Source organism: bacterium, assembly GCA_022616075.1.
Lineage (GTDB): Bacteria > Acidobacteriota > HRBIN11 > JAKEFK01 > JAKEFK01 > JAKEFK01.
Genome location: JAKEFK010000238.1, coordinates 1 through 20,742, shown reverse-complemented (window position 1 = coordinate 20,742; position 20,742 = coordinate 1). Strand labels below are relative to the sequence as shown.

General features: G+C 48.7%; 17 protein-coding genes. 7 read left to right on the top strand and 10 right to left on the bottom strand.

Going from position 1 to position 20,742, the window contains the following annotated elements; all coding sequences use genetic code 11:
* Positions 1 to 546: 546 nt before the first annotated feature.
* Together L0156_19825 and L0156_19820 are read right to left on the bottom strand one after the other, a co-directional pair.
* Positions 547 to 1,578 carry a nitronate monooxygenase gene (locus tag L0156_19825; GenBank protein MCI0605242.1) on the bottom strand — a complete coding sequence of 344 codons (1,032 nt, stop codon included), beginning with the start codon at positions 1,576 to 1,578 and terminating at the stop codon, positions 547 to 549.
* Between the two features lie 414 nt (positions 1,579 to 1,992).
* The gene (locus tag L0156_19820; protein ID MCI0605241.1) at positions 1,993 to 2,214 is read right to left on the bottom strand and encodes a hypothetical protein; all 222 of its coding nucleotides are present in this window, start codon (positions 2,212 to 2,214) and stop codon (positions 1,993 to 1,995) included.
* A gap of 682 nt (positions 2,215 to 2,896) precedes the next feature.
* On the opposite strand from L0156_19820, the gene L0156_19815 reads away from it, so the two are divergent.
* Both L0156_19815 and L0156_19810 read left to right on the top strand, forming a co-directional pair.
* On the top strand, positions 2,897 to 3,640 hold the full coding sequence (locus L0156_19815) for a transposase (protein MCI0605240.1): 744 nt from the start codon (positions 2,897 to 2,899) through the stop codon (positions 3,638 to 3,640).
* 68 nt (positions 3,641 to 3,708) lie between these two features.
* A complete protein-coding gene (locus L0156_19810) occupies positions 3,709 to 4,260 on the top strand; it encodes a transposase (GenBank protein MCI0605239.1) in 552 nt (183 codons plus the stop codon).
* A 256-nt stretch (positions 4,261 to 4,516) separates the two neighbouring features.
* Here L0156_19810 and L0156_19805 read toward each other — a convergent pair whose 3' ends face one another.
* The 5 genes from L0156_19805 to L0156_19785 all read right to left on the bottom strand — a co-directional run bounded on the left by L0156_19805 (position 4,517) and on the right by L0156_19785 (position 8,360).
* Positions 4,517 to 4,975 carry a cupin domain-containing protein gene (locus tag L0156_19805; GenBank protein MCI0605238.1) on the bottom strand — a complete coding sequence of 153 codons (459 nt, stop codon included), beginning with the start codon at positions 4,973 to 4,975 and terminating at the stop codon, positions 4,517 to 4,519.
* A 245-nt stretch (positions 4,976 to 5,220) separates the two neighbouring features.
* On the bottom strand, positions 5,221 to 5,757 hold the full coding sequence (locus L0156_19800; protein ID MCI0605237.1) for a hypothetical protein: 537 nt from the start codon (positions 5,755 to 5,757) through the stop codon (positions 5,221 to 5,223).
* A gap of 466 nt (positions 5,758 to 6,223) precedes the next feature.
* Complete coding sequence (locus L0156_19795) at positions 6,224 to 6,664, bottom strand: hypothetical protein (protein MCI0605236.1); 441 nt, start codon at positions 6,662 to 6,664, stop codon at positions 6,224 to 6,226.
* Between the two features lie 13 nt (positions 6,665 to 6,677).
* Positions 6,678 to 6,902, bottom strand: a complete 225-nt coding sequence (locus L0156_19790) for a hypothetical protein (GenBank protein MCI0605235.1) — start codon at positions 6,900 to 6,902, stop codon at positions 6,678 to 6,680.
* A gap of 3 nt (positions 6,903 to 6,905) precedes the next feature.
* Positions 6,906 to 8,360, bottom strand: coding sequence for a glycosyltransferase family 39 protein (locus tag L0156_19785; protein MCI0605234.1), 1,455 nt, complete (start codon positions 8,358 to 8,360; stop codon positions 6,906 to 6,908).
* A gap of 164 nt (positions 8,361 to 8,524) precedes the next feature.
* Between L0156_19785 and L0156_19780 the strand changes: the two genes are divergently transcribed.
* From L0156_19780 to L0156_19760, 5 genes are all read left to right on the top strand, one after another.
* A complete protein-coding gene (locus L0156_19780; protein ID MCI0605233.1) occupies positions 8,525 to 10,156 on the top strand; it encodes a hypothetical protein in 1,632 nt (543 codons plus the stop codon).
* On the top strand, positions 10,153 to 10,947 hold the full coding sequence (locus tag L0156_19775) for a glycosyltransferase family 2 protein (GenBank protein MCI0605232.1): 795 nt from the start codon (positions 10,153 to 10,155) through the stop codon (positions 10,945 to 10,947). Before L0156_19780 ends, L0156_19775 begins: the two co-directional genes overlap by 4 nt.
* Before the next feature lie 91 nt (positions 10,948 to 11,038).
* Entirely contained in the window at positions 11,039 to 11,578 is a 540-nt protein-coding gene (locus tag L0156_19770) for a tetratricopeptide repeat protein (protein MCI0605231.1), read from the top strand.
* 9 nt (positions 11,579 to 11,587) lie between these two features.
* Positions 11,588 to 12,265, top strand: a complete 678-nt coding sequence (locus L0156_19765; protein ID MCI0605230.1) for a hypothetical protein — start codon at positions 11,588 to 11,590, stop codon at positions 12,263 to 12,265.
* Between the two features lie 91 nt (positions 12,266 to 12,356).
* Positions 12,357 to 14,831, top strand: coding sequence for an ABC transporter permease (locus L0156_19760; protein ID MCI0605229.1), 2,475 nt, complete (start codon positions 12,357 to 12,359; stop codon positions 14,829 to 14,831).
* A gap of 135 nt (positions 14,832 to 14,966) precedes the next feature.
* Here the strand turns inward: L0156_19760 and L0156_19755 are convergent, their stop codons facing one another.
* The 3 genes from L0156_19755 to L0156_19745 all read right to left on the bottom strand — a co-directional run bounded on the left by L0156_19755 (position 14,967) and on the right by L0156_19745 (position 20,536).
* The gene (locus L0156_19755; protein ID MCI0605228.1) at positions 14,967 to 15,956 is read right to left on the bottom strand and encodes a hypothetical protein; all 990 of its coding nucleotides are present in this window, start codon (positions 15,954 to 15,956) and stop codon (positions 14,967 to 14,969) included.
* Positions 15,957 to 16,071: 115 nt separating this feature from the next.
* On the bottom strand, positions 16,072 to 19,656 hold the full coding sequence (locus L0156_19750; GenBank protein MCI0605227.1) for a hypothetical protein: 3,585 nt from the start codon (positions 19,654 to 19,656) through the stop codon (positions 16,072 to 16,074).
* A 1-nt stretch (position 19,657) separates the two neighbouring features.
* Entirely contained in the window at positions 19,658 to 20,536 is an 879-nt protein-coding gene (locus tag L0156_19745; protein ID MCI0605226.1) for an ABC transporter ATP-binding protein, read from the bottom strand.
* Positions 20,537 to 20,742: the final 206 nt, after the last annotated feature.

Sequence of the window (20,742 nt, the reverse complement as noted above, 5' to 3'; positions counted from 1 at the left end):
CCGACAGGAGATTATGGAATCCGCGCTGCCATTCAAAAAGCGTACAGGAAACGCACCCTTCCAGGTCCTGATCAAATGATCAAACTTGCCAGAAAATGGGAGCCGTACCGCACACTCGCCTGTTACTACCTGTGGCGCAGTCTGGATGTTACGATACTGTCCGCCAGGAAATGACGTCCTCGCCCCGTTGTGTTTTAACGCAAGTCCTGATTCAACGAGATGGAGCAAGTGGATGAGTTGCGAAAAAAGCTGCAAGACCATCGACCATGCAAAGGGATTTTGCAGTTGTAATAGGTGTGTTGCACAAGAAAGAACGAATGGTTGTGCATTTTTTTGGGCATGTGGCTACTGCCTCTTCAAGTGATAAAAGCGGAGATCACCAAAAGCGAGGACAGACACAAGGAGGAACAATCCGATTAAACTTAATTTCATATGCGATTTATCGATCGAGCGCCACCGAACGCCCAGCATCAGTTGCGGCGCGCAGGCACCGTCAGCTGCATGCTGTTGTTGGGCCAACTGCCGTTCGTCATCGGCCGTGCCGCATCACACCTCGGACTCTGTCGTGAGTGTGGAGACAATGTGATAAGCGCCTTCTAGGAACTCTCTAACGACTTCTGCAGCGGGCTTCATCTCCTTCACCAAGCCGACACCTTGACCTGCGAGGTAATCCATTGACTCAAGGTCGCCAGAGGCATCGGGGGTTGGCGGAAAGCCCATGAAGCGCAAGAGTGGCACAGTCTGACCGCCAATCTTCGTCTCGCCTATGCGGGGCTCATCGGGCCGCTCTTCGCTACCACGCATCTCTTCGGGCAGCCAGCGCTCGACGAACGAGGTGCGCAGCGTCCGATGCGGTGCGTTCGGCCATCCGAAGCCGAAGAGCGTGGTTCGTACCGTCTGGTTTTCGTCGGCTTCAAGGATCTTCTGCTTGTACACGGGATGCGCATAAGCTTCCGGCGTGGCAATCAGCCGCGTCCCGATCATGACGGCCTGCGCTCCTAACGCTAGCGCGGCCACGAGCCCGCGGGCATCCGCAATCCCTCCCGCAGCAGCAACGGGAATCGGCGCCACGGCATCTACGACACGCGGCACAAGCGCCATCGTGGTGACTTCACCTGCGACATGACCGCCCGCTTCCACTCCTTGCGCAATGATGGCGTCAACCCCCGCTCGTGCCGCCCGCCGCGCATCCGCCACCGATCCAACCTGATCCATCACCTTCACACCGGCTGCGTGCGCCCGGGCGACGTACGGCGTCGGATCGCCCCAAAAAGTTAATAGGACGGGAACTCGTTCTTCCAGGCACACGTCCACGATCGATTCAACCGAAAACGGCAAGTGAGGCCCGCTTAGCAGCACGCCTACACCGAAGGGCTTGCTCGTAAGTGACCGCAGATAACGAATCTCATCCCGTAGCAAGGGCGGCGGATTCGCGTTGAATGACATAATGCCAAGGCCACCGGCGTTACTTACCGCCGCGGCAAGGTGTGGGCCGGTGAGGAATCCCATCGGCGCCGCAAAGATCGGCGCCTCGATCTCGAGCAACTTACACAAGTGAGTGCGGATTATCCGTGTCATACTTCTCCTCCTTTCGTCCGATGACTCTGACCGTTCGGCCTAACGCTGGAGCTCACCGGCCGCAACCGTGACCAGCGAAGGCTTGCTGCTTGCAACCACTCCCTACCACAAACTATTTTAACCCGAAATACTTTGCCGTAAACAAATGCTTGTTAACCGATTGCAAGCAACAAGACTGAGTGAGGCACGGTTGTTGTCGACTACAACGACTCGTTCGGCCTCGCATGGTTTTATACTATGTGGCCCATTTCACTCTTACACCCAAACACGCTACAACCGCCCTTTTCGTACCAACACCCTAAATGATGACTAGTCCGACAGCTATCGCATGTGATTACTTGTTCGGAATCATCAAGAGCGGTTTTGCAAAACGGACAATCCGGCGCAGGACGATTCTTTTTAGAATGGACACCTTCAATAATTTGCCGGACCTGAACCGCATGTTCTGGTCCCAAGATGTAACACGGCCTGCCATTCTGGGTTCCCCGCGATTCGGAAGTGAAGCGCCGTACCGAGTTGGAGGAGATATGGAATCTCCTCAAGCTCCAGAATCTTGACGATCTCTTCAAACTCTCGAGAAACCAACAATCGTTCTAAATCCTGGGGATCATAAACCAGTTTCGCTTCATCGTTCATGATTAACACCTACCGACTTTGTCACTAGTCCGCATCTAGGCCGCCGAACACTCGAGTTCAACGGCGCAGACCGTGCCGAGCGAAGGCATGCCGGTTGCAATCAACCCGAGCACAAAACATGATAAACGATTAAAGCTTCTCCTTCAGCTAGACTTAGTTAATGGATTGCAACCGGCATGACTGAGCAACGCGCGGGATACGTCCGGTGCAACAAGTTGTTCGCTCGCGCCTGTTATTCTACTTTCCGTTCTTTCGAGCTAACTCTCGAAGTGCCTTGTTAACTGACCTGGAATTGGGAAACACTTTTGCCACGTCAGGGCCGAGGACAACTACGTTGGTTCCGTGGCGGTAACGAGACACATACTTGCCGCGAACGCCAGAAGAAAACTCATATTCATCCAGCATTTCAATTTTCTTGCGTTTAATCTTCGTTTTCCAGCCGTGCCGAGCGAAGGCTTGGCGCTTGAAGCCACACCCGAGCACAAGACTATGATAGCCGATTATACGTTGCCTTGCATTACAGGTTGTGAGCCGATTTGCAAGCGACAAGACTCAACAAGGTACGGTTGCCGTCCGCTGCAAGGACAGACTGTGTGAAACTCCTAAATGTATAGTATTACTATAGTAATACTATTAGTAGAGGTAATAGCACATCCAAGGTGAAGGTCGGTACCAATCGGTTATGTTTCGCGAGGTTCTTGAAGACTACGTGCCTGAGGAGGCCCAGGTTCGATATATTGATGCTTTTGTAGATCACCTCGACCTGGAGGCGTTGAACTTTCAAAAGGCAACGCCTAAGAACACTGGTCGCCCTCCCTATGATCCGGGAGATTTGCTAAAACTTTATCTTTACGGTTATCTAAACAAAGTTCGTTCGAGTCGCAAGTTGGAGACAGAAAGCTATAGAAATCTTGAGGTAATCTGGTTTCTCAGAAAGCTTCATCCGGATTTAAAAACCATAGCGGATTTTCAGAAGAATAATGGTCTGGCCATTCGGAATCTGTGTCGCATTTTTACTTTGATGTGCCGTGAGAACGGGCTTTTCGGAGGAGAACTGCTGGCTATTGATGGAAGTAAATTTAAAGCTTCCAACAATAAAAAACGAAATTTCACACAGTCCAAGCTGAAAAGGCTGATCAAAGAAACTGATAAAAAGATCGATGAATATCTAGAGGAGCTCGATCGAGAAGATCAAAATGAAGCTGATATTCAAAATCCAACCAAAGAGAAACTTCGTAAGAAAATTGAGCGGCTAGACGAGAATTTAAGAAAGTATCTTGCTATCCAAGAGCAAATGAAAAGTTCAGGCCAAACTCAGGTTTCCCTTACCGATCCGGACAGGCGATTCAAATCAGTTACAACGTCCAGTTTGCCGTCGACGCCAAACACAAAATGGTTGTTGATCACTAGGTTACAAACTCGGTAACCGATCTTGGGACACTCTCACCACTAGCTTTAAGAGCCAAAGAACTGCCCGCTGTTCCTGGTTTCGAATTGCTTGCCGACATAGGATACTACTTCGGCAGACAGGTGAAAGCTTGCATCGATGCCGGAATTACTCCGTATATTCCAAAGCCAAATACTTCCGTCAATCTGAAAAAGAAAATGTTTTCAAAAGAGCATTTCACTTTTATCCCGGAAAATGATTCCTACCTGTGTCCTGCAGGAAAAAGTTTAACTTATCGCTTTAGCACAACTGAGCGAGGAAGAGATATCCGTTACTACATCGCATCCGATTGCAAACGCTGTCCGATCAAGGTCATCTGTACCGGAAACGATTACCGAAGACTCACACGTCTTGAAGATGAAGCTGTTCTGGATGATGTGGCCTTCAGGCTCAAGCAAAATCCTCAAAAATACAGTCTTAGACAAACTCTCTCAGAGCATCCTTTCGGAACACTAAAACGAAATATGAATCAGGACCACTTCCTGATGAGGGGTTTAGAAAAAGTAAAAACAGAAATGAGTCTGAGCGTTCTGGCCTATAACTTGAAAAGAGCCTTCAACATTATCGGAGTAATTTCAATGATCGCAGCTCTTTCCTAAGGAAGAGCTAAAAACCAATCCTTTTGCACCACGCGCTGCGTCCCTTTCATTTCCCCTATTTTGAGTTTTCACACGGTCTGACGAGAGACTGTGTGAAAACTCCGGGCGCATCTAAAAACGCATCGGTTTTCCGAATGGTTTTACCATTCGAAATTTATTTTGAACGCGTATAGCTCAAATAATCGGCTTGGGTGATTTTTCAGTCTGAGTTTTTACACAGTCTGACGACTTGTTAGGCAACACGGACACAACGAGATCATCTTGCGAAAATGTTCGCCCTAGGTCCGATACCATGAATCTCAAGTTCCACTGGTTCCGATTTGGTGAAAAGGAAGTGCCATGACTTTCCAGGCACGGCGATAAAGGTCCTTGGCGGCAACGTAAGCATTTTCGCAGGTTTCATCATCAAGCCGTCTCCGAAATACAACGTACCCGAAAGAACAGTGATCTCCTCGTCTCCGGGATGATGATGCGGGCGATTGACGGTATTCGGTGGATACTTTGCGCGGAAAACATATGGACCCGGCTTATTCGGGTCGCCCACAAGCGGCGCCGTTTGTACGCCCGGCGCACGGGGACTTTCCGACCATTTCAGGTCGCCTGGTGTTACGACTTTAGAACCGGCGTGGATATTTGGAGCAATAGAGCTGGCGGCATACGCGAAGCTGGTCCCCACCAAAATAGCCAGTACGAATTTGTTGCGCGATGTGCACATTTCGGCCTCCTATCAGCAGAAAACGATGCCATGTTGCCTAACCCTCGAGCTCACCGGCAGCAGCCGCGACGAGCGAAGGCTTGCCGCTTGCTTGTGCTGTCCTGCACAAAACCATGATAACCGATTTAAACTACCCCTGCACTTAAGCTTGTAAACTGCTTGCAAGCGGCAATGCCTGAGCTAGACGCAGGTGTTGTCCGCTGGAGCTAGTTGTTCGGCGCCATATTGTCTGAGTGTTTGGGATGTCAGTTTCGTGGCAGTTCGACCCATTCTCCTTCGTCGGGCTCGATAGCACATTCGGAACTATCAATTTTGAGGTGATATCCTTCCTTTGTCTCGATGTGAGTGGTTGACAAAACGTTCCTTGAGTTGCTTGCGCTACTGACTACCGCCTTTGTAAAGCCAAACAGATGAACGTCTACACCAATATGGACGTACTCAATAGCCTGCTTTCGGAAACAACCCACGAGGTAATCCGATTCTGCTTCCCGACATACCAAGATCCAAAAGTGTTCACTCTCAGTCTGGAAAGGCAGTGCTTGAACACAGCCATATTTTTGCTGAAGGTCTTGGGCCAGGGCATCGACAGGCAAACTTTCAGGAAGTTGTACCTCTTTGACCTCCTTGGGGGGTCTTTCATCATCAGCCTTGGTCCATGCTAGGTCTGATCCCGGCCCCTCTTTCTGACTTGGTTCTTGACCCTTGTGGTCCTTGCAAGAGAAGGCTCCTGTTAACAAAAGCAGAACTATCAAAAGTGCGCGAGAATCATTTCTTGTCATCATCGTTGTGCTTAAAGTCGTATGACATATGGCGCCGAACGCCCGAGTTCACCCGCGCCGAACTGCGCCGATGAAGGCGACCGCTTTGAAGGCTTTCACGAGCACAGACAATGATAGCTGATTTACCTTTGATTTTTCAAAAGAGGAAAATAAGCGAGTTGCAAAGCGAGTGCCTGAAGAGGCGGCAGGAGGCGTCGGGTGCGACGAGTTGTTCGACCATTCAGCTAATTAACTGATCTCGGTTTGGGTTTGGGGGGAGAATATTTTCCCCGCAACTGATCTAGATATCGAGCAAGCTCTATGTCCAACATAGAGGGTTTGTGTCCGATATCCCATGTCGTGAGCCAGACAGAAACGCTCCGCCAGATGTTCTCCCAACGTGGATGGTGATCAACTTGTGATATGTGAGTGGTCGCTTCACTCATAAAGGCCATTGCTTCTTCAAATGAAGAGAACTCATATACACGACTCAGTTCAGTTGCCTTGAGCGGCTCTTTACCGGGAATGCTGAGATAGCCGCTGCCCATCCGGGGAGAGATTCCAGGGCAACCCGTAGCTCTTCTTGAGAGAGATCTTTAAGCGTAACTCGAGGTGTTGGATAGCGAAGAGTGCGACTGCCTGAACGCCTCATTCCAAATTCCTCCAATCTCGATAGCACGAGGGACAGATCATTTTCCCAACGATCATTTCGTAGCTCGAATGCCTGCTGATAGGCAAGCCTTTCAAGACATGCTGGAAGTGCTTCTTTTTTTGGTAATTTTGTTTCTGCAAGAAGTAAGGGAATAATTTTCAACTTCTCAGTCAAAGCGTACAAGATTTCGTTGCGCACCCAATCATCTTCCTTGTCCAAACGGCGTTGTCCATACTTATCGGATATGCGTAGCCAGCTTGGTCCAATTACAGGGATCAATATGCTCGCAGACCTAAGAGTGCAACGGAGGGTGAGGGTTCATCCCCCGGCGCAGATACTTTAACATCTGGTCAACACTATTGGATGGATCTGTTTCCATCATCGTGCCTAGTTCATCGCCCCACAGACTCTGAACCTCCAAACCGCGCAGGCGCAAGTAGGCTCCAATCACAATAAGGATGAAAAGAATCGCTGCTGACTTTGACTGTCGTGGAACAACGGAAAACAAATTTTCCATTTGTTACATGTCACCCGTATTCTTTCTTGAGTAATACTGCGCCCAGGTACCAATCCCCACGAACGCGGCCTTCATTTTGAAATCTCTTTTCAGAAGCTCAGTTGCTTTATCGGATAATGGCTTTCCCTGGTGACCCGTTACCACCCATACATCTGTGAGATGCGGGATTTCTTTTTCCTTCACGTATCGTGGAGCACCACCGAACGCTTTGAAGTAGTAGGCCATGTACCAGGCGCGGTCCGAAATGATAGGATAATTTTCGGGATTCTTTTCCACGACAAATGCGATCAATTCCCGCCATTGAGTCCTGGTTGGCTTTTCATAGTAACGGCTATACACAAAAAGATGAATCAAGCTAAAAGACAAGATCAATACGACCAAATACTTTTTAACGAGGGGGTTGTGAAGCAGATCCACACCGATGGCGGCAGCCAGTAAAATCGCAGGTAAAGTTACGATCGTATAACGGTTAAATAATAGAGGGAGTGAAGCAACCGATTTTACATAGGGAACCAGATAAGACACCGCGATCCATGTTAACAGAACAACAAAACTGAAGAGATAGCGATTCTCGCGAATATCCTCGGGTGTCTCCTGACTGGTCCGGAACAGGATTCCGCCGCCAAGAAAAACGATCAGCAAAAACGCGAAGAAATAAACCGTAAACGGATCCTGTCCAAAGTAATCCCAAAAATAGGTAACAAAAAAATCGGCTTTCGGTTTTTCGATCCAGGAAGAAGATACGGCTGTTGCCACCGTTACTGTGGTATGCATCCATGGGAGATAAAGAATGAACATCAACACAAAGCCGGCTCCAAAACAGATCAGGAAGGGCCTCAACAATCTGCGGTTCAGGAAAATCAACACGGTTACGAGCTGGGATAAGATAATGAAGAATCCGAAGTAATGAGTGTAGACCAGCAGGCTTGTAGCAAGTCCATACAAGAGCCCGCCTTTCCAGGAAGGATCTCGCAGGGCTCGAATGAAGAAGAAAAAGGAAACACTGGTGAACAAGAACGCGAAAATGTACGCGCGTGCTTCCTGTGAGTAAAAGATACTGTAGAAGTTAAAAGCAGTGAAAGCCGCGCAGATCAATCCGACCCGGCGGTTATACAATTCTTTTCCCAAAACATAAATCGCGGGTATGGTGGTGATCCCCACAATTGCAGATAAGAATCGCGCGGTGTATGCATTATAGCCGACCAGCTGGAACCAGTAATGTACGATCAGATGATAGAGCGGAGGATGGCGATCGGTGCCGCGACGGAGATGAAACAATACGCCCTCAAAATTCTTGTCAGGATCCGATTCGATCATTGTATTTAATTCGTCCATCCAGAGACTTTGAAAATCCAACGCCTTCAGTCGCAAATAAGATCCTATTGCGATCAGGAGGAAGAGAAGAAGGACCGACTTTGAGGGGCGTGGAATACTGGTGAGGAGATTTTTCAGGTTCATTTTCTTAATTGCAGGCTGGAAGCCGAGGTTGTTGAATAATTCGAAAGAGTCTGTTCGCGCTGCGGACCGAATTATTCAACAACCTCAGCCTGCGGCCCGTAATGCAGGCTGTAAGCCTGCGCTCCATAAGCCTGCGCTCCGTACCGTTATATAATACATGCCCAATGCTGGAAGGCCTTGAACACAGCAGGCGATGGGTGATTTTCTGTCTTTTGATTGCCTGTCACATCTACTTTTTTCAAATCTATCCACTTTTTGTTTCCCCCAATGAATTGAGCCGGCTTTTGCTAACAAGCGCAATTGTTGATGACCATTCGATTTCCATTGATGAGGCGATCAAAAGATTCGGAGATCCACAGGATAAGGCAAGCTTCAACGGACACTTTTACTCGGACAAGGCGATTGGCGCATCTCTGTCAGGGATTCCAGCATTCCTCCTGCTTCGAATGTTTGAGTTGCTGACAGGTCTGAAGTTTTCAGCGCAGATGGCAATTTATTGGGTTCGTGTCTTTACGATCACGATTCCTGCAATTTTGTTTGCGTTCGTACTTTCAAGATTCTGGAGGAGGTTAAAACCGGATTCAAAATACATCCCGCATTTCTTGTTCTTACATCTGTTCGGCACTATTGCGTTTACTTATTCGAGCCTGTTGGTCAGCCACTATTTGCTCGGTATATCTTTATTCGGGTCAGCTTTCTTTTTGAACCAATACCGGCTTCAGCAAGACCGTCCTGTAAAATGCATTCTTCTTTCCGGCTCTCTGGCCGGCGCATCTCTTTTGATGGAGTTTCCAGCTGCCGTGCCTGTAGCTGTGATTTGCGTCTTCGCAGTAATGACGCTCAGAAATGTCCGGAAAGTTTCTTATTTCGCCTTGCCGATTGTTCCTTTTGTGGTTTTGATTCTTGGTTACAACTATCTGATATTCAGCAATCCATGGGATGTAACATACAAACACATGACGCATCCCGAACACATGACGCATCATGTCGAAGGTTTGGCCGGGATCGGGTTCCCCAAGCTGGAAGCCTTGCATGGTCTGCTTTTCAGCCGGCACCATGGTTTGTTTTTCATCTCCCCTTTTCTCTTGCTGTCGGTCGGTGGATTCTATCGAATGCTGGCAACTGAAACGTGGACGCTCCTGTCAAAGCTATCTATCTGTATCGTTCTGACGACGATCCTTACCTACAGCGCTTTTTACAATTGGATTGCGGGATGGAATTTCGGTCCAAGATACCTAACGCCGGTTGTTCCCTTTCTATCAACAGCTGTGTTTTATTATGGCGATGAGCTGATGCAAAAATCCTCTCTGCACCGAACCGTAGTCGCAGCTGCCGGCATCTGGTCCGTTCTTTGCGCAACCGCAGGAACCATCACGTTCCCCTTTCCACCCACCAATTTACTCGACCCACTGTTTTTCTTGAACTTTCCGCTGCTATTCCATGGAGCAACAGGCAAAAACCTGGCTGGCAATCCCTGGTTCTTCTTCGTGCTACTCGGTTGCGCTCTGCTAGTTATGACACTTCCCAAAACAGTAAAGCAATTTGACACGTCGCAATTCCTTCGTGTGCTCGCTCCAATCGGTTTTGCATCCATTCTGTTTGTGGTAGCCTTTTTGAGCAGACCGGCGACTTCACCGATGGAATATTATGCTCGCGGCTCCGTTTATCTTTATCTGGGAAATTACGAGCAGTCGTTATTTGAAATGCAGCTCGCCCTCAACGCCGGACCTGATTCAAACACCCGTGCGCTGATTCAGAAAAGGATCTCCGATATTTCCCGGGTGTTAAAGCGATGACGGATGTCTATCTGACAATTCTGATTCCAGCTTATAACGAAGCAAAACGCCTTTCCGATACTCTTCGAAAGATAGAGGACTACTGCCGCGCGTCCATTAAGGAAGCCTATGAAGTGCTGATCGTAGATGATGGAAGCACTGACACGACTGTTTTGCTGTTGGAAGAATTGAAAAGCCAGTATCCAAACCTGCGGCTTCATCACTATAAAAACAATCAAGGCAAAGGATATGCGCTTCGAACAGGAATGCGCCTGGCGAGCGGGAAATTTGTCCTGTTTTCCGATGCTGATCTTTCCACTCCGATCGAAGAAATGCAAAGTTTTTTGAAAAAACTGAATGAAGGCACACAGGTCGTTATTGCCACACGGAAAAGAACGGGCGCTCATATTTTGAAACGCCAACCACTCTGGCGCGAGTCCATGGGAAAAACCTTTACCTGGTTGAGCAATCTCATTCTCGGATTGAATTTCAGCGATCATACGTGTGGATTCAAGGCGTTTGAAGTTGCAGCAGGAAAGGATATTTTCTCGCGGCAACGGATACGCGGCTGGGCTTACGATTCCGAAATTCTCTTTCTTGCCACACGATCTCATTACAATGTTTGCGAAATTCCAGTAAGATGGATGAACTCTCCTGAAAGCAAAGTTCGAGCATTTCGTGCCGTTTTTACATCGCTGGCCGCTCTGCTGCTTATTCGTTGGAACTGGATCACAGGAAAATACCTTAAAGCAGACATAACTGCAGATGTAAATCCTGAAAAATACAGGGAGTCTGTAGGCAAAGAGTCTTGAAAGCGGTACAATTTTCATAAGGAAGCAACCAGAACAATCACACTGCCGATAATAGAATCTTGGATTCGTTCTGTGAATGGAGCCACCCGGTATGCCCAAACCTGGCAAGGAGAAGGTCGAGCGGTTCAAAAAAGGGGAATTGCGTCTGGCTCAGGTTTTTGATGTGGATGCGAAACAGATCGCAGCGCTCTTGTTATTAGGGCACCGTCTTTATCAGCAAGGGCAACTCAAGAAAGCAAAAAATGTTTTTGAAGGCCTGGCCGTCCTGGATGGAAGAAATCCTTACGTGCATGCAGTTCTTGGCGCCATTCACCAGAAGGAAGGAAACGATGCGATTGCAATTACCCGCTATAACATGGCATTGAATTTGTACCCTGAAGACATCACCTGTCTGACCAATCGCGGAGAGATTTATCTTAAGCTTGGCAAGTTTGAGCAGGCTGCATCCGATTTTCAAAAAGCAATTGATCTGGATCCGGAGAAAGGAACAGGCGCCGGCAATCGCGCGCGTTTACTCGTTGCCGGAGCCCGCGAAGCCCTGAAACTCGCGAAAGAAAAGGGTGTGGACGCGATCCTGGACGCAAAAAAGCGAATTGATAAGCAAATGCGTACATCTGGACCAGCCAAATAAGGAGGATTCATGAGCTCTATTGGTGGAGGAATCGGAATCGGTCGTCTTGTTAATCTAGCAACGGCTGGCGCAGTTTCTGACGCACTCGGCGACGTGTCTGAGGGGATCAATACCAGGGGTTCTGTCGGCATCGCAGAAGCTGAAAATGCATTCCAGAATTTTTCTCAGCAGGAAATCGCGGGTTTCAGCCCGATGAAGCCGCTCGTTGTAAATGATTCCGCCTTTTATCCCTCGCCAACGGAAGCCTACAAAACCATGCTGAAAGGCAACGACCCAAACACCTTCAGCAGTATCGTAGATCCGCTCGAAGTGAACAGATTCATGAATGATCCAAACTTCAAGTCTGCAGACGCTCTGGCGAGCTGTTCCAACAACTTACTCGGCGGAAAAGGAGTTACGGACAATCTTCTCGGCCAGGATGGTCTTCTATCTTCCATGCTGGGAGGAGTCCAGCTTAAGTTAGACCAGGAGCCAGATCAAATTCCCGATTCATTGTCCAAAATGGATTCTTTTGAAGGACTCCTCAACCTCAATCCGAATAGCGCAGAAGGGAAAGGGACTTTGAAGTTATTCCGTGAACAATTGCGCGCGTTGAATGGATTTGAAGGAGTCGTAAAAGAACAGGTCGCTCTGGATCAACAGCTACAAAACTTTCAGAACTTTCAGGGCGGCAAATTCTTCCGTTGATGGATAACGACTGAAGTCGCTACTACCAGCCCGCCCAAACTTACCATTCCTGTGAACAAATGTACAATCCCTTTCGTCATTGAAATTAGCGATGGAAGCTTTCCTTCAGGACCTTCTTTATTCGTTAAGGACGTTGCGCAAGCAACAGAGTTTTAGCATCCTAGCCATCCTGGTTCTGGCGATTGGTATCGGCGCCAATACGACCATCTTTACTCTGGTAAATGCTCTCCTTCTTCGCCCTTTGCCTGTGAAAGATCCGGCGACAGTTGTGGGGATTTACACATCAGACTTCAGTGGGACGCCTTACGGCACGTCCTCTTATCCCGACTACTTAAATTTTCGCGCGCAAACGAAAACCTTATCGGGAATCGCAGCGTGCGGCATCACTCCGGTAAGCGTTCTGCTGGACGGTCATACGGAAAGAATTTTTGTAGAAACCGTGAGTGGAAATTATTTCTCTGTGCTTGGCATTCAAACAGTGCTCGGCGGCGGTTTCGATTCGAAAGAAGAGAGACCTGCGGGGAAATCTCCGGTGGTGGTGATCAGCCACGCGATGTGGGTTTCACGTTTTCACAGCGATCCTCAAATCGTTGGCCGCGTGATCTCAATTAACGGAAATCCGTTCACAATCATCGGTGTTGCTGCTGAGAATTTTTCTGGAATGATGCGTGGATTGGCCGTAAGCATGTGGGTTCCACTTGCAATGCAATCGCAGATCGTGCCTGGCAACAACGATCTGATTGAGCGTGGAGGCCGTTCCTTATTCCTGTTCGGAAGATTGAAGCCGGGTGTGAAAATCGAACAGGCGCGCGTTGAATTTGCTGTAATTGCCTTACAAATGCACAAGCAATTTCCCGAACAGTGGTCGTCACGGCAAAACACTCCACGCAGGATTTCTGTTCTGCCGGAAAGTGCTTCCAGAATCTTTCCGCAAGCGCGCCTGCCGGTCATCGCTTTCATGGCAGTTCTGATGGTGATCGTGTTCATCGTGCTTCTTGTTGCCTGCGCGAATGTTGCAAATCTGCTTCTGGGTCGTGCTGCATCGCGGCAAAAGGAAATTGCGATTCGTCTTTCGCTCGGAGCAGGAAGGTGGCGGATTCTGCGGCAGCTTCTAACGGAAAGCTTTATCCTTTCTTTTCTTGGCGCTGCATTAGGAGTGCTTCTTGCTTTCTGGGGAACCCACTTAGTGATGCTTCTTCGTCCTCCGGTACCGGTTCCCATTCATCTGGAGCTGAGCATAGATCAGCGCGTGCTCTTCTTTACTGTTGGATTATCTGTCATTTCAGGTATCCTCTTTGGCCTCACGCCGGCGCTTCAAACAACACGTTTGGATCAGATTTCGGCGCTCAAGAATGAGTCCGGAACTCTAGAGCTGGGTACAGGCAGAACTCGTTTGCGCAATGTGATTACCGTTGCGCAATTATCTCTGTCACTGCTTCTGCTGATTGCCGCTCTCTTGTGCGCGCGCAGTTTAAGAAACGCGGCAAAGTTGAATCCGGGATTTGATGCCGCTGGAATTCTGGTCGCTTCCATGGATCTGAACCTCCAGGGATATGGTGAAGAAGCCGGGCTTGCCTTTTACCGGCGGCTGCTCGATGAAGTCCGGCAAATTCCAGAAGTAAAATCGGCAACCTACACAAAGGAGCTTCCCCTTGCGATTTCCAGCACACGAATGTCGATTACAATTCAGGATTACAAACCGGTTCCCGGCGAAGATATGGAGCTTCATACTACCTGGATCGGACCTGACTACTTTCGCACACTGGAGATCCCAATGTTGCGTGGAAGAGGCTTTGCGGATCGAGATTCCGGTAACTCCAGGCGCGTTGCAGTTGTAAATCAGGAATTTGCAAAACGATACTGGCCGGGGCAGGATCCACTTGGAAAACAGATCCGAATCGGATGGAACGCAAGCGACGAAGAACCATCGTACGAAGTGATCGGCGTGGCCAAAGACAGTAAATACAGCTACCTTGGTGAGAAGCAGCTTCCCTTTTTCTACCTTTCCTTGTTTCAAAGATATGAATCCAGCGTCACTTTAGTATTGAAAACAGATCAGCAACCGCAACGCCTGATTCCGGTCTTGCGAAGCACGGTTCAAGGTCTGGATCGCAATCTTCCCTTATATGACATCAAAACAATGGATCAGCATCTCGAACTGGCTCTGTTGCCTGCGCGCTTCGCTGGAAGCGCTCTTGGAATATTCGGCGTCTTTGCATGGATCCTTGCAACTCTTGGAATTTATGGCGTCGTATCTTACATGGTTACTAGAAGGACGCGCGAAATCGGCATCCGGATGGCTATCGGCGCCAACCAATCTGATGTTCTTCGCCTGATTCTCTCGCAGGGTATGCGCTTGACTGCTATGGGCGTTCTGATTGGAATCGGGGTAGGCCTCGCGGTCATGAGGTTCCTTTCGTTTTTGCTGTATGATGTCAGCCCAACCGATCCGTTCACATTCGTTGCTGTGCCGCTAAGTTTGACTGTTGTTGCACTTTTCGCTGCGTATATTCCCGCGCGACGCGCCGCACGAGTGAATCCGATCGTCGCCCTCCGCTACGAATGATGAGCTACAATTTTCATAAGGGAAGGTTCTAAAGTGATTATCCCCCCCTTATAAACAACCCCCTCCCAACCTCCCCCTTAATAAGGGGGAGGAGTCAGTAAACATTCATATTACAGGGCACTAGGCGGATCAGCTCTAGCGGCTGACTTGAAAAGGGATCCAGGCGCTTTGCGCGACGCCGAAATTGTTCACGAATAGATCCGCAGCCATCATCATTTGCGTAGTTACATACTGGTATTGACCGTATGCATTCCAAGAACCGACCGCGATGTAAAAAGCGGTGTATGGCACAAAAACAGAGAATACGTAATTTGAATAATCTGGCTTTTCGATGTAAAAAACCTGAGTACCGGCTGCTGCATTGTTATTGATGTCGCGATAATTTTCCAACGCGGCTCGCACAGGATAGTTTTGGCTAAACGTAAAATGTAAAACAATCTGGCCGTTGTATCCCGCATACCCCTTTAACGTGTACCGCAGCTGGACGTTCATTCCAGCATTCGCACTTCCCGCGTTCACGTTATGTTCCACGCCGATGATTTCGATCGCGGCCACCGGCTGTTGTACCGGTGGAGTTGGAATCGGAGTCGGTGTGGGAGTTGGAGTCGGAGTAGTTTTCGGAAACGATGCTGCTATGTATCCTTCATGAGTTACATGTCGAAAAAAGTTGTAATCGATCCAGCCATAGCCCCCTGTACCCCATTCCCCGCCCCAGCTATTCATGATCTTGAAGGCCTGAACATTGTCATCAAAACCCACAAGCACGATCGCGTGATAACCTGACGGTGTTCCGCTCGATTTCCAAATTTGATTCCGTTGCAGCTTAAGGAAAATGTCATCAGTCGATACGCCGGCCAAGATGGGAAAACCAGCAGCCAGCGCATAGGCAACCGACCAACCAACACAAGACGCCTGCTTACCCTGAAAACCAACCGGAGGCATGTCTTTGGACAGATCGACACTTCGCGGCAATTCTCCACTGAGGGGCACAAGTGCGAGCGGAATGGATTGATACTGGCGTTCGTCTAAAGGCTTGAGGCCAAACGAATGAGTATCCGCGGAATCTTGCGAGTGTGAGAAACCCGGTAGGCATAGGAGGAGAAACAGAGACAAGATCCAGCGCATCAGAGTGAAACGTTCTCCCCCAAAGACATTTTCTGAAGAGATTGTACGATTTTAGATTTTGATTTACAAGGAGATAGACAGGATAGGGGAGATGGATCTGATAGAGATATCCGGCCTATCCTTCGATCCGGTTTATCACCTTCGTGTTGTCATCAGGGTTGCGATCGATCATCTTGTTCAGCGGATCAATGCCCGCTTTCTCCGGCTCCTGAGTCACAACAAAAGAAAATTCCATCTTGCCAGTGTGAATCTGTTTCTTTTCCAGCGCAAGAATGTTGTCTTCTCCATTCTCTCTTTTCTTACCAAGCACGCCGACATCAATCCAATCGTTCAAGAGCGTTTCAGCTTCCTTTCCTTTTCCGTCCGCGCGGAATTTTTTTGCATCCACTGTGATCTTCACATCGAACTTCCCATCAGCGCGCCGCTTGGTTTTCACTTCTGTGGATTTCAAGTCATACAAAGTTATAGTTTCAAAAAGATCGGTCAAAACGGTTTTCTTTTCGGAAGGAACAGCTCCCTCTACATAGGTGAGAAACTCGCGGGTTGTTGTATAAGGCGGATCCTGAAAAGCTTTGTCTTTTACGTACATCGCAAGAGCCGTATTCAAAGGCTTTTCGCCGATAAAATCACGAAAGGCATAAGTCACCACGCTCCCCTTTCCGTAATGAATGTACGGCTGATTCTCAACAAGCATGAGAGGAAGTTCTTCAACCAGCTCACTTCCCCGGCCTGCCAGGTAGCGGTCCAGCTCATATTTCAAGAATCTGCGCATCTGATGAGGGCCGTACTGTTTCTCCATCACCATCAAAGCGGAGTATTGAGACAAGGATTCAATGAGCATGGTGGATCCTTGCACGTTTGCCCCAACCACCTGATGTCCCCACCACTGGTGAGCGATCTCATGCGCGGTTACATAAAAAACGTAATCAATATCTTCCGCTTTCCTGATCCTTGCAATAAAACCGATGCTCTCCGAAAACGGAATCGTGTTGGGAAAGGACTGAGCGAAACGCTCGTATCTGGGGAACTCAATAATTCGAACCTGTTTGTATTGATAGGGACTGAAATTTGTTGTGAAGTATTCCAGAGATTTCTTCGATGCCTCAATCATCCGGTCCACGTTGTAAGCATGATCCGGGTCGTAATAGATTTCGATCTTCACATCTTTCCAGGAATCGCGCTTTACCGTGTATCGCGCTGATAAATAGGACCAGAACGCCAGGATAGGAGCATCCATCTTGTAATGGAAGTATCGGCGGCCGTTCCGCGTCCACTCTTTTTGAAGGTAACCGGGAGCAATCGCAATCTGATCGGGACTCGTGCTTACCGTCGTTTCAAAATGAAGCCAGTCCGCCTCTCCATTCGAGAGAGCATTGATTCTCCACGCTTTTTGATCATCGATCTTAGACATTCGTTCTACGGGGGGTAGTCCATACTTTTTTCTTTTACTGGGATCGACAAGCTGGAAGTCTCCTACATAACCCAGATGCGGAAAATAATGGAAGCTGTTAAAGAAGGTGCCGTTATAAACAACATTTGTATTGGAACGGCTGTTCTGAAACCCGTGATTTTCCACGGCGAGATCGTAACTGAGAAAGAGCTTCTCGCCCGGCTTCATCGGAGAAGCAAGTTTGTAAATATAGTAACCGTGATCCCGGTCCGCCGATTCTGCTGTGGTCCCCGGCAATTCTATTTTCCTGATGATCACATCCTTATTGATGCTGATATGGAGATGAGAAATATCTTGCTGGAGCTTGTTTTCCAAAAGATAGGAACCTCGAATCTTAACCTTTCGTTCGTCAGGAAAAATATCGACGTCAGCATTGACATCGGTGATGCGCGGCATCGCGATGTGCTCGTACTTCTTATATTTCCTTTCAAATTCCGCCTGATTCTCTTCGATCTGGTCTTGCGTGAGATATTTGTTCAGGATGTTTGTGTTGTAGTAGATATAACTACCCGTAATCAAAACGCCTGAGCCAAATAACGCTAGCGCTATTCGGGATGCTCTTTTGAATCGCTGGCCGGCGATTCGTCTGCGAAGTTTAAACATGGTTTCAGTTCCGCGCACCCAGAACAAATGGATTAGCACAACGAGGATTGCAGCAACAAAGGTCCAGTAGAGGAAAAACCAGAATAATGGTTTAGCAAAATGCCCATAACCGTTCATATCGGAGTAAGAAGCATCCGGACCGCCCGCATAACGGTACAGGTAGTGCTCCAGATGAAGGCTGGGCAGTACGAAAGTACTAATAAGATAGAGCGTCATAAGTAAAAAGCCAAAGTACTTGTGGTTCGTGATCGCCTGCACAAACATGCCGAGAATGGCGATTTGAATAAACGGAATTGCTGTTTCCAGAAGCAGGCTTTTTGCGTAGAGCCCGAATTCATAGTTGTGATAGCCGTGATAGGTCTGGACGCCGACGGTTGTGAGCATAGCCACAAGCATCAGCGTGAATAGCACCAGGATCAAAGCCGTCAATTTGGACGCCCAGGGGACCCAATCGCGCACGGGAAGAGCGTCCGTAACGCTGTTCAAGTTTAGAGAGCGTTCCTTCCACGTCAATTCGCCGCTGTACAACGTCAAGATCAGGAATGCGAAAAGCAAATAATTGCTCGAGATGACATTGAGCATCAGATGCGTGACGGGATAAACGGAAGTTCCAAAGATCTGCTCAAGCCCGGAGGTGCCTCCCACTGTGTTGAAGCATGCAAGAAAAAGGATGACGACGAAAGGCACACTCTTTAATACACCCAGGAACTCCATTTTCGTCTGCCAGAAATACTGTCTCACGGAAGCCGCGCGCGAAAAATCTTGAAGGACTCCCGCGGTTTGGGTAGCCGGTTGAACGGTTTCGGGCAATTCCACATCCAGCTTCTTCTTTTTTGTTTTTTCGGAGGTAACGGTTGTCAAGCGAAAGCGCGCATAAGAAATTAGCAGAACAAGACCGGCAACACTCATCCAGATCAGGCGATTGTAAAGAAGGATTCCGCCAGCGGGCAGCACCATTGTGTTCTTTTCAAACACTGTCCAGTAGCGCGTTGCTACATCCACGGCCGAGAGTCCGAAAGGATCCAGAAGCGAAGCGATCGTTTCATTTTGAATGTCTGTGAGGAGCTGGCCGGAAACAGCATAAGCAACGAAAAACGCAACCACGCCGGCATAGGTATAGAGCATGCTTCTACTGAGAGCAGCGAGCGAGAAGAAAATTGCGCCGGTCAGGAAAAGATTCGGCAGAACGAGCATCAGCATGGAGTACACATAGGGAGTTGCGGAAAAAGGACTGATTCGGTCCGGTTCAAGCCACGGCATCCAACTCCCAACAACGATAGCCAGAGCAACTCCAAAAAACACGACAAAAGATGCGAGTGTTGCTCCCAGAAAACGCCCAAACAGATAACTCGCTTTCGTTATGGGTGTGGAGAAAAACAACGACTGAACGTTGTATTCAATATCTCTGTGCGTGGCGCCGGCTACAAAAGCGGTGGATGCGAAAACTCCAATGATACTGAACACACCCAGGATCTGCATGATCACGTAAGGCGCATTTCGGTTCACGCTTCCAATTCCGCCGCCAATGGAAATGGTATCTGTCGTGATAGCTCCGAATGTCAAGAGGAAGAAGAGCACAGTCGCAATCAGAAAGACCGGCTGGCGAAGCTGATACCGAAATTCAAAGAGCAGGATTTCTTTGAACATCTCAGGCGCTCTTTTTTAATGTGGAGAAGTAGACGTCTTCCAGATCCGGAGATACTTCCGTAAAGGTCTGATCCGGTGGACCATCGTTCAGGATGTGTATAACTGTCTTGCCCGCGAGCAGATGTGTGGAAATCACATGAAACCGGGTTTCATAATCCTTGAGCTCTGCGCGAGCAATGATCTTTTTCCAGACCCGTCCGCGCAGAAGATCAATCGTCTTCGCGGGTTCTCCGGTCAGGAGGACTTCACCGCGAGAAATGACCGCCATGCGGCTGCAAAGATCGCTGACATCTTCTACAATATGCGTAGACAGAATCACCACGATGTTCTCACCGATCTCGCTCAACAGGTTGTGAAAACGGACCCGCTCCGCGGGATCGAGACCCGCCGTCGGCTCGTCCACAATAATCAGTTTGGGATTTCCCAGCAGCGCCTGGGCGATTCCAAATCGCTGTTTCATCCCTCCCGAAAAATTGCCTAGCTTTTCTTTTCGAACATCCCACAAATTTGTCTGATAAAGCAAAGCACCGACGGCTTCCTTTCGCTCTCTTACATTGGTGATCCCTTTCAGAATCGCAAAGTGATTCAACATCGTTTCCGGTGAGACTTTCGGATAGACGCCGAATTCCTGCGGCAAATAACCGAGCATTCGCCGCACCGCGTCCTTATCTCTCAGAACATCCACTCCATTAAATCCAATCGTTCCCGTATCCGGCTCTTGCAACGTTGCAATCGTGCGCATCAACGTGGATTTCCCCGCGCCATTCGGTCCAAGCAATCCGAACATCCCTGTTGGAATCATCAGGCTGACGTCTTTTAACGCCTTTACTCCGTTTGGATAAGTTTTGGAGAGATTGTCAATCGCTAGTTCTAAACTCATGCAAGGAAAACCCCCTGGCTGTAAGTCTAATACGAAGTTCAGGGGGTGGAAGGTTCACTACGGAGGCTATGGAGCGCAAGCATCTTGCATGCATTACGGGCCGCAGGCTGAGCTTGTTGAAAAATCCAGATGCTGGCGGTCCCAGTTGGAGCGCGGCCATCCTTGCCCGCAAAATGCTCGTCGAGCGATCAGGTTTTTGCGGACTG

Excerpts from the sequence above, each read along its gene's own strand:
- L0156_19780 (MCI0605233.1), top strand. The coding sequence starts at position 8,525 with ATGCTGGAAGGCCTTGAACACAGCAGGCGATGGGTGATTTTCTGTCTT.
- L0156_19805 (MCI0605238.1), bottom strand. The coding sequence starts at position 4,975 with ATGTGCACATCGCGCAACAAATTCGTACTGGCTATTTTGGTGGGGACC.
- L0156_19820 (MCI0605241.1), bottom strand. The coding sequence starts at position 2,214 with ATGAACGATGAAGCGAAACTGGTTTATGATCCCCAGGATTTAGAACGA.
- L0156_19790 (MCI0605235.1), bottom strand. The coding sequence starts at position 6,902 with ATGGAAAATTTGTTTTCCGTTGTTCCACGACAGTCAAAGTCAGCAGCG.
- L0156_19785 (MCI0605234.1), bottom strand. The coding sequence starts at position 8,360 with ATGAACCTGAAAAATCTCCTCACCAGTATTCCACGCCCCTCAAAGTCG.
- L0156_19800 (MCI0605237.1), bottom strand. The coding sequence starts at position 5,757 with ATGATGACAAGAAATGATTCTCGCGCACTTTTGATAGTTCTGCTTTTG.
- L0156_19770 (MCI0605231.1), top strand. The coding sequence starts at position 11,039 with ATGCCCAAACCTGGCAAGGAGAAGGTCGAGCGGTTCAAAAAAGGGGAA.
- L0156_19750 (MCI0605227.1), bottom strand. The coding sequence starts at position 19,656 with ATGTTCAAAGAAATCCTGCTCTTTGAATTTCGGTATCAGCTTCGCCAG.
- L0156_19825 (MCI0605242.1), bottom strand. The coding sequence starts at position 1,578 with ATGACACGGATAATCCGCACTCACTTGTGTAAGTTGCTCGAGATCGAG.
- L0156_19755 (MCI0605228.1), bottom strand. The coding sequence starts at position 15,956 with ATGCGCTGGATCTTGTCTCTGTTTCTCCTCCTATGCCTACCGGGTTTC.
- L0156_19765 (MCI0605230.1), top strand. The coding sequence starts at position 11,588 with ATGAGCTCTATTGGTGGAGGAATCGGAATCGGTCGTCTTGTTAATCTA.
- L0156_19815 (MCI0605240.1), top strand. The coding sequence starts at position 2,897 with ATGTTTCGCGAGGTTCTTGAAGACTACGTGCCTGAGGAGGCCCAGGTT.
- L0156_19775 (MCI0605232.1), top strand. The coding sequence starts at position 10,153 with ATGACGGATGTCTATCTGACAATTCTGATTCCAGCTTATAACGAAGCA.
- L0156_19760 (MCI0605229.1), top strand. The coding sequence starts at position 12,357 with ATGGAAGCTTTCCTTCAGGACCTTCTTTATTCGTTAAGGACGTTGCGC.
- L0156_19745 (MCI0605226.1), bottom strand. The coding sequence starts at position 20,536 with ATGAGTTTAGAACTAGCGATTGACAATCTCTCCAAAACTTATCCAAAC.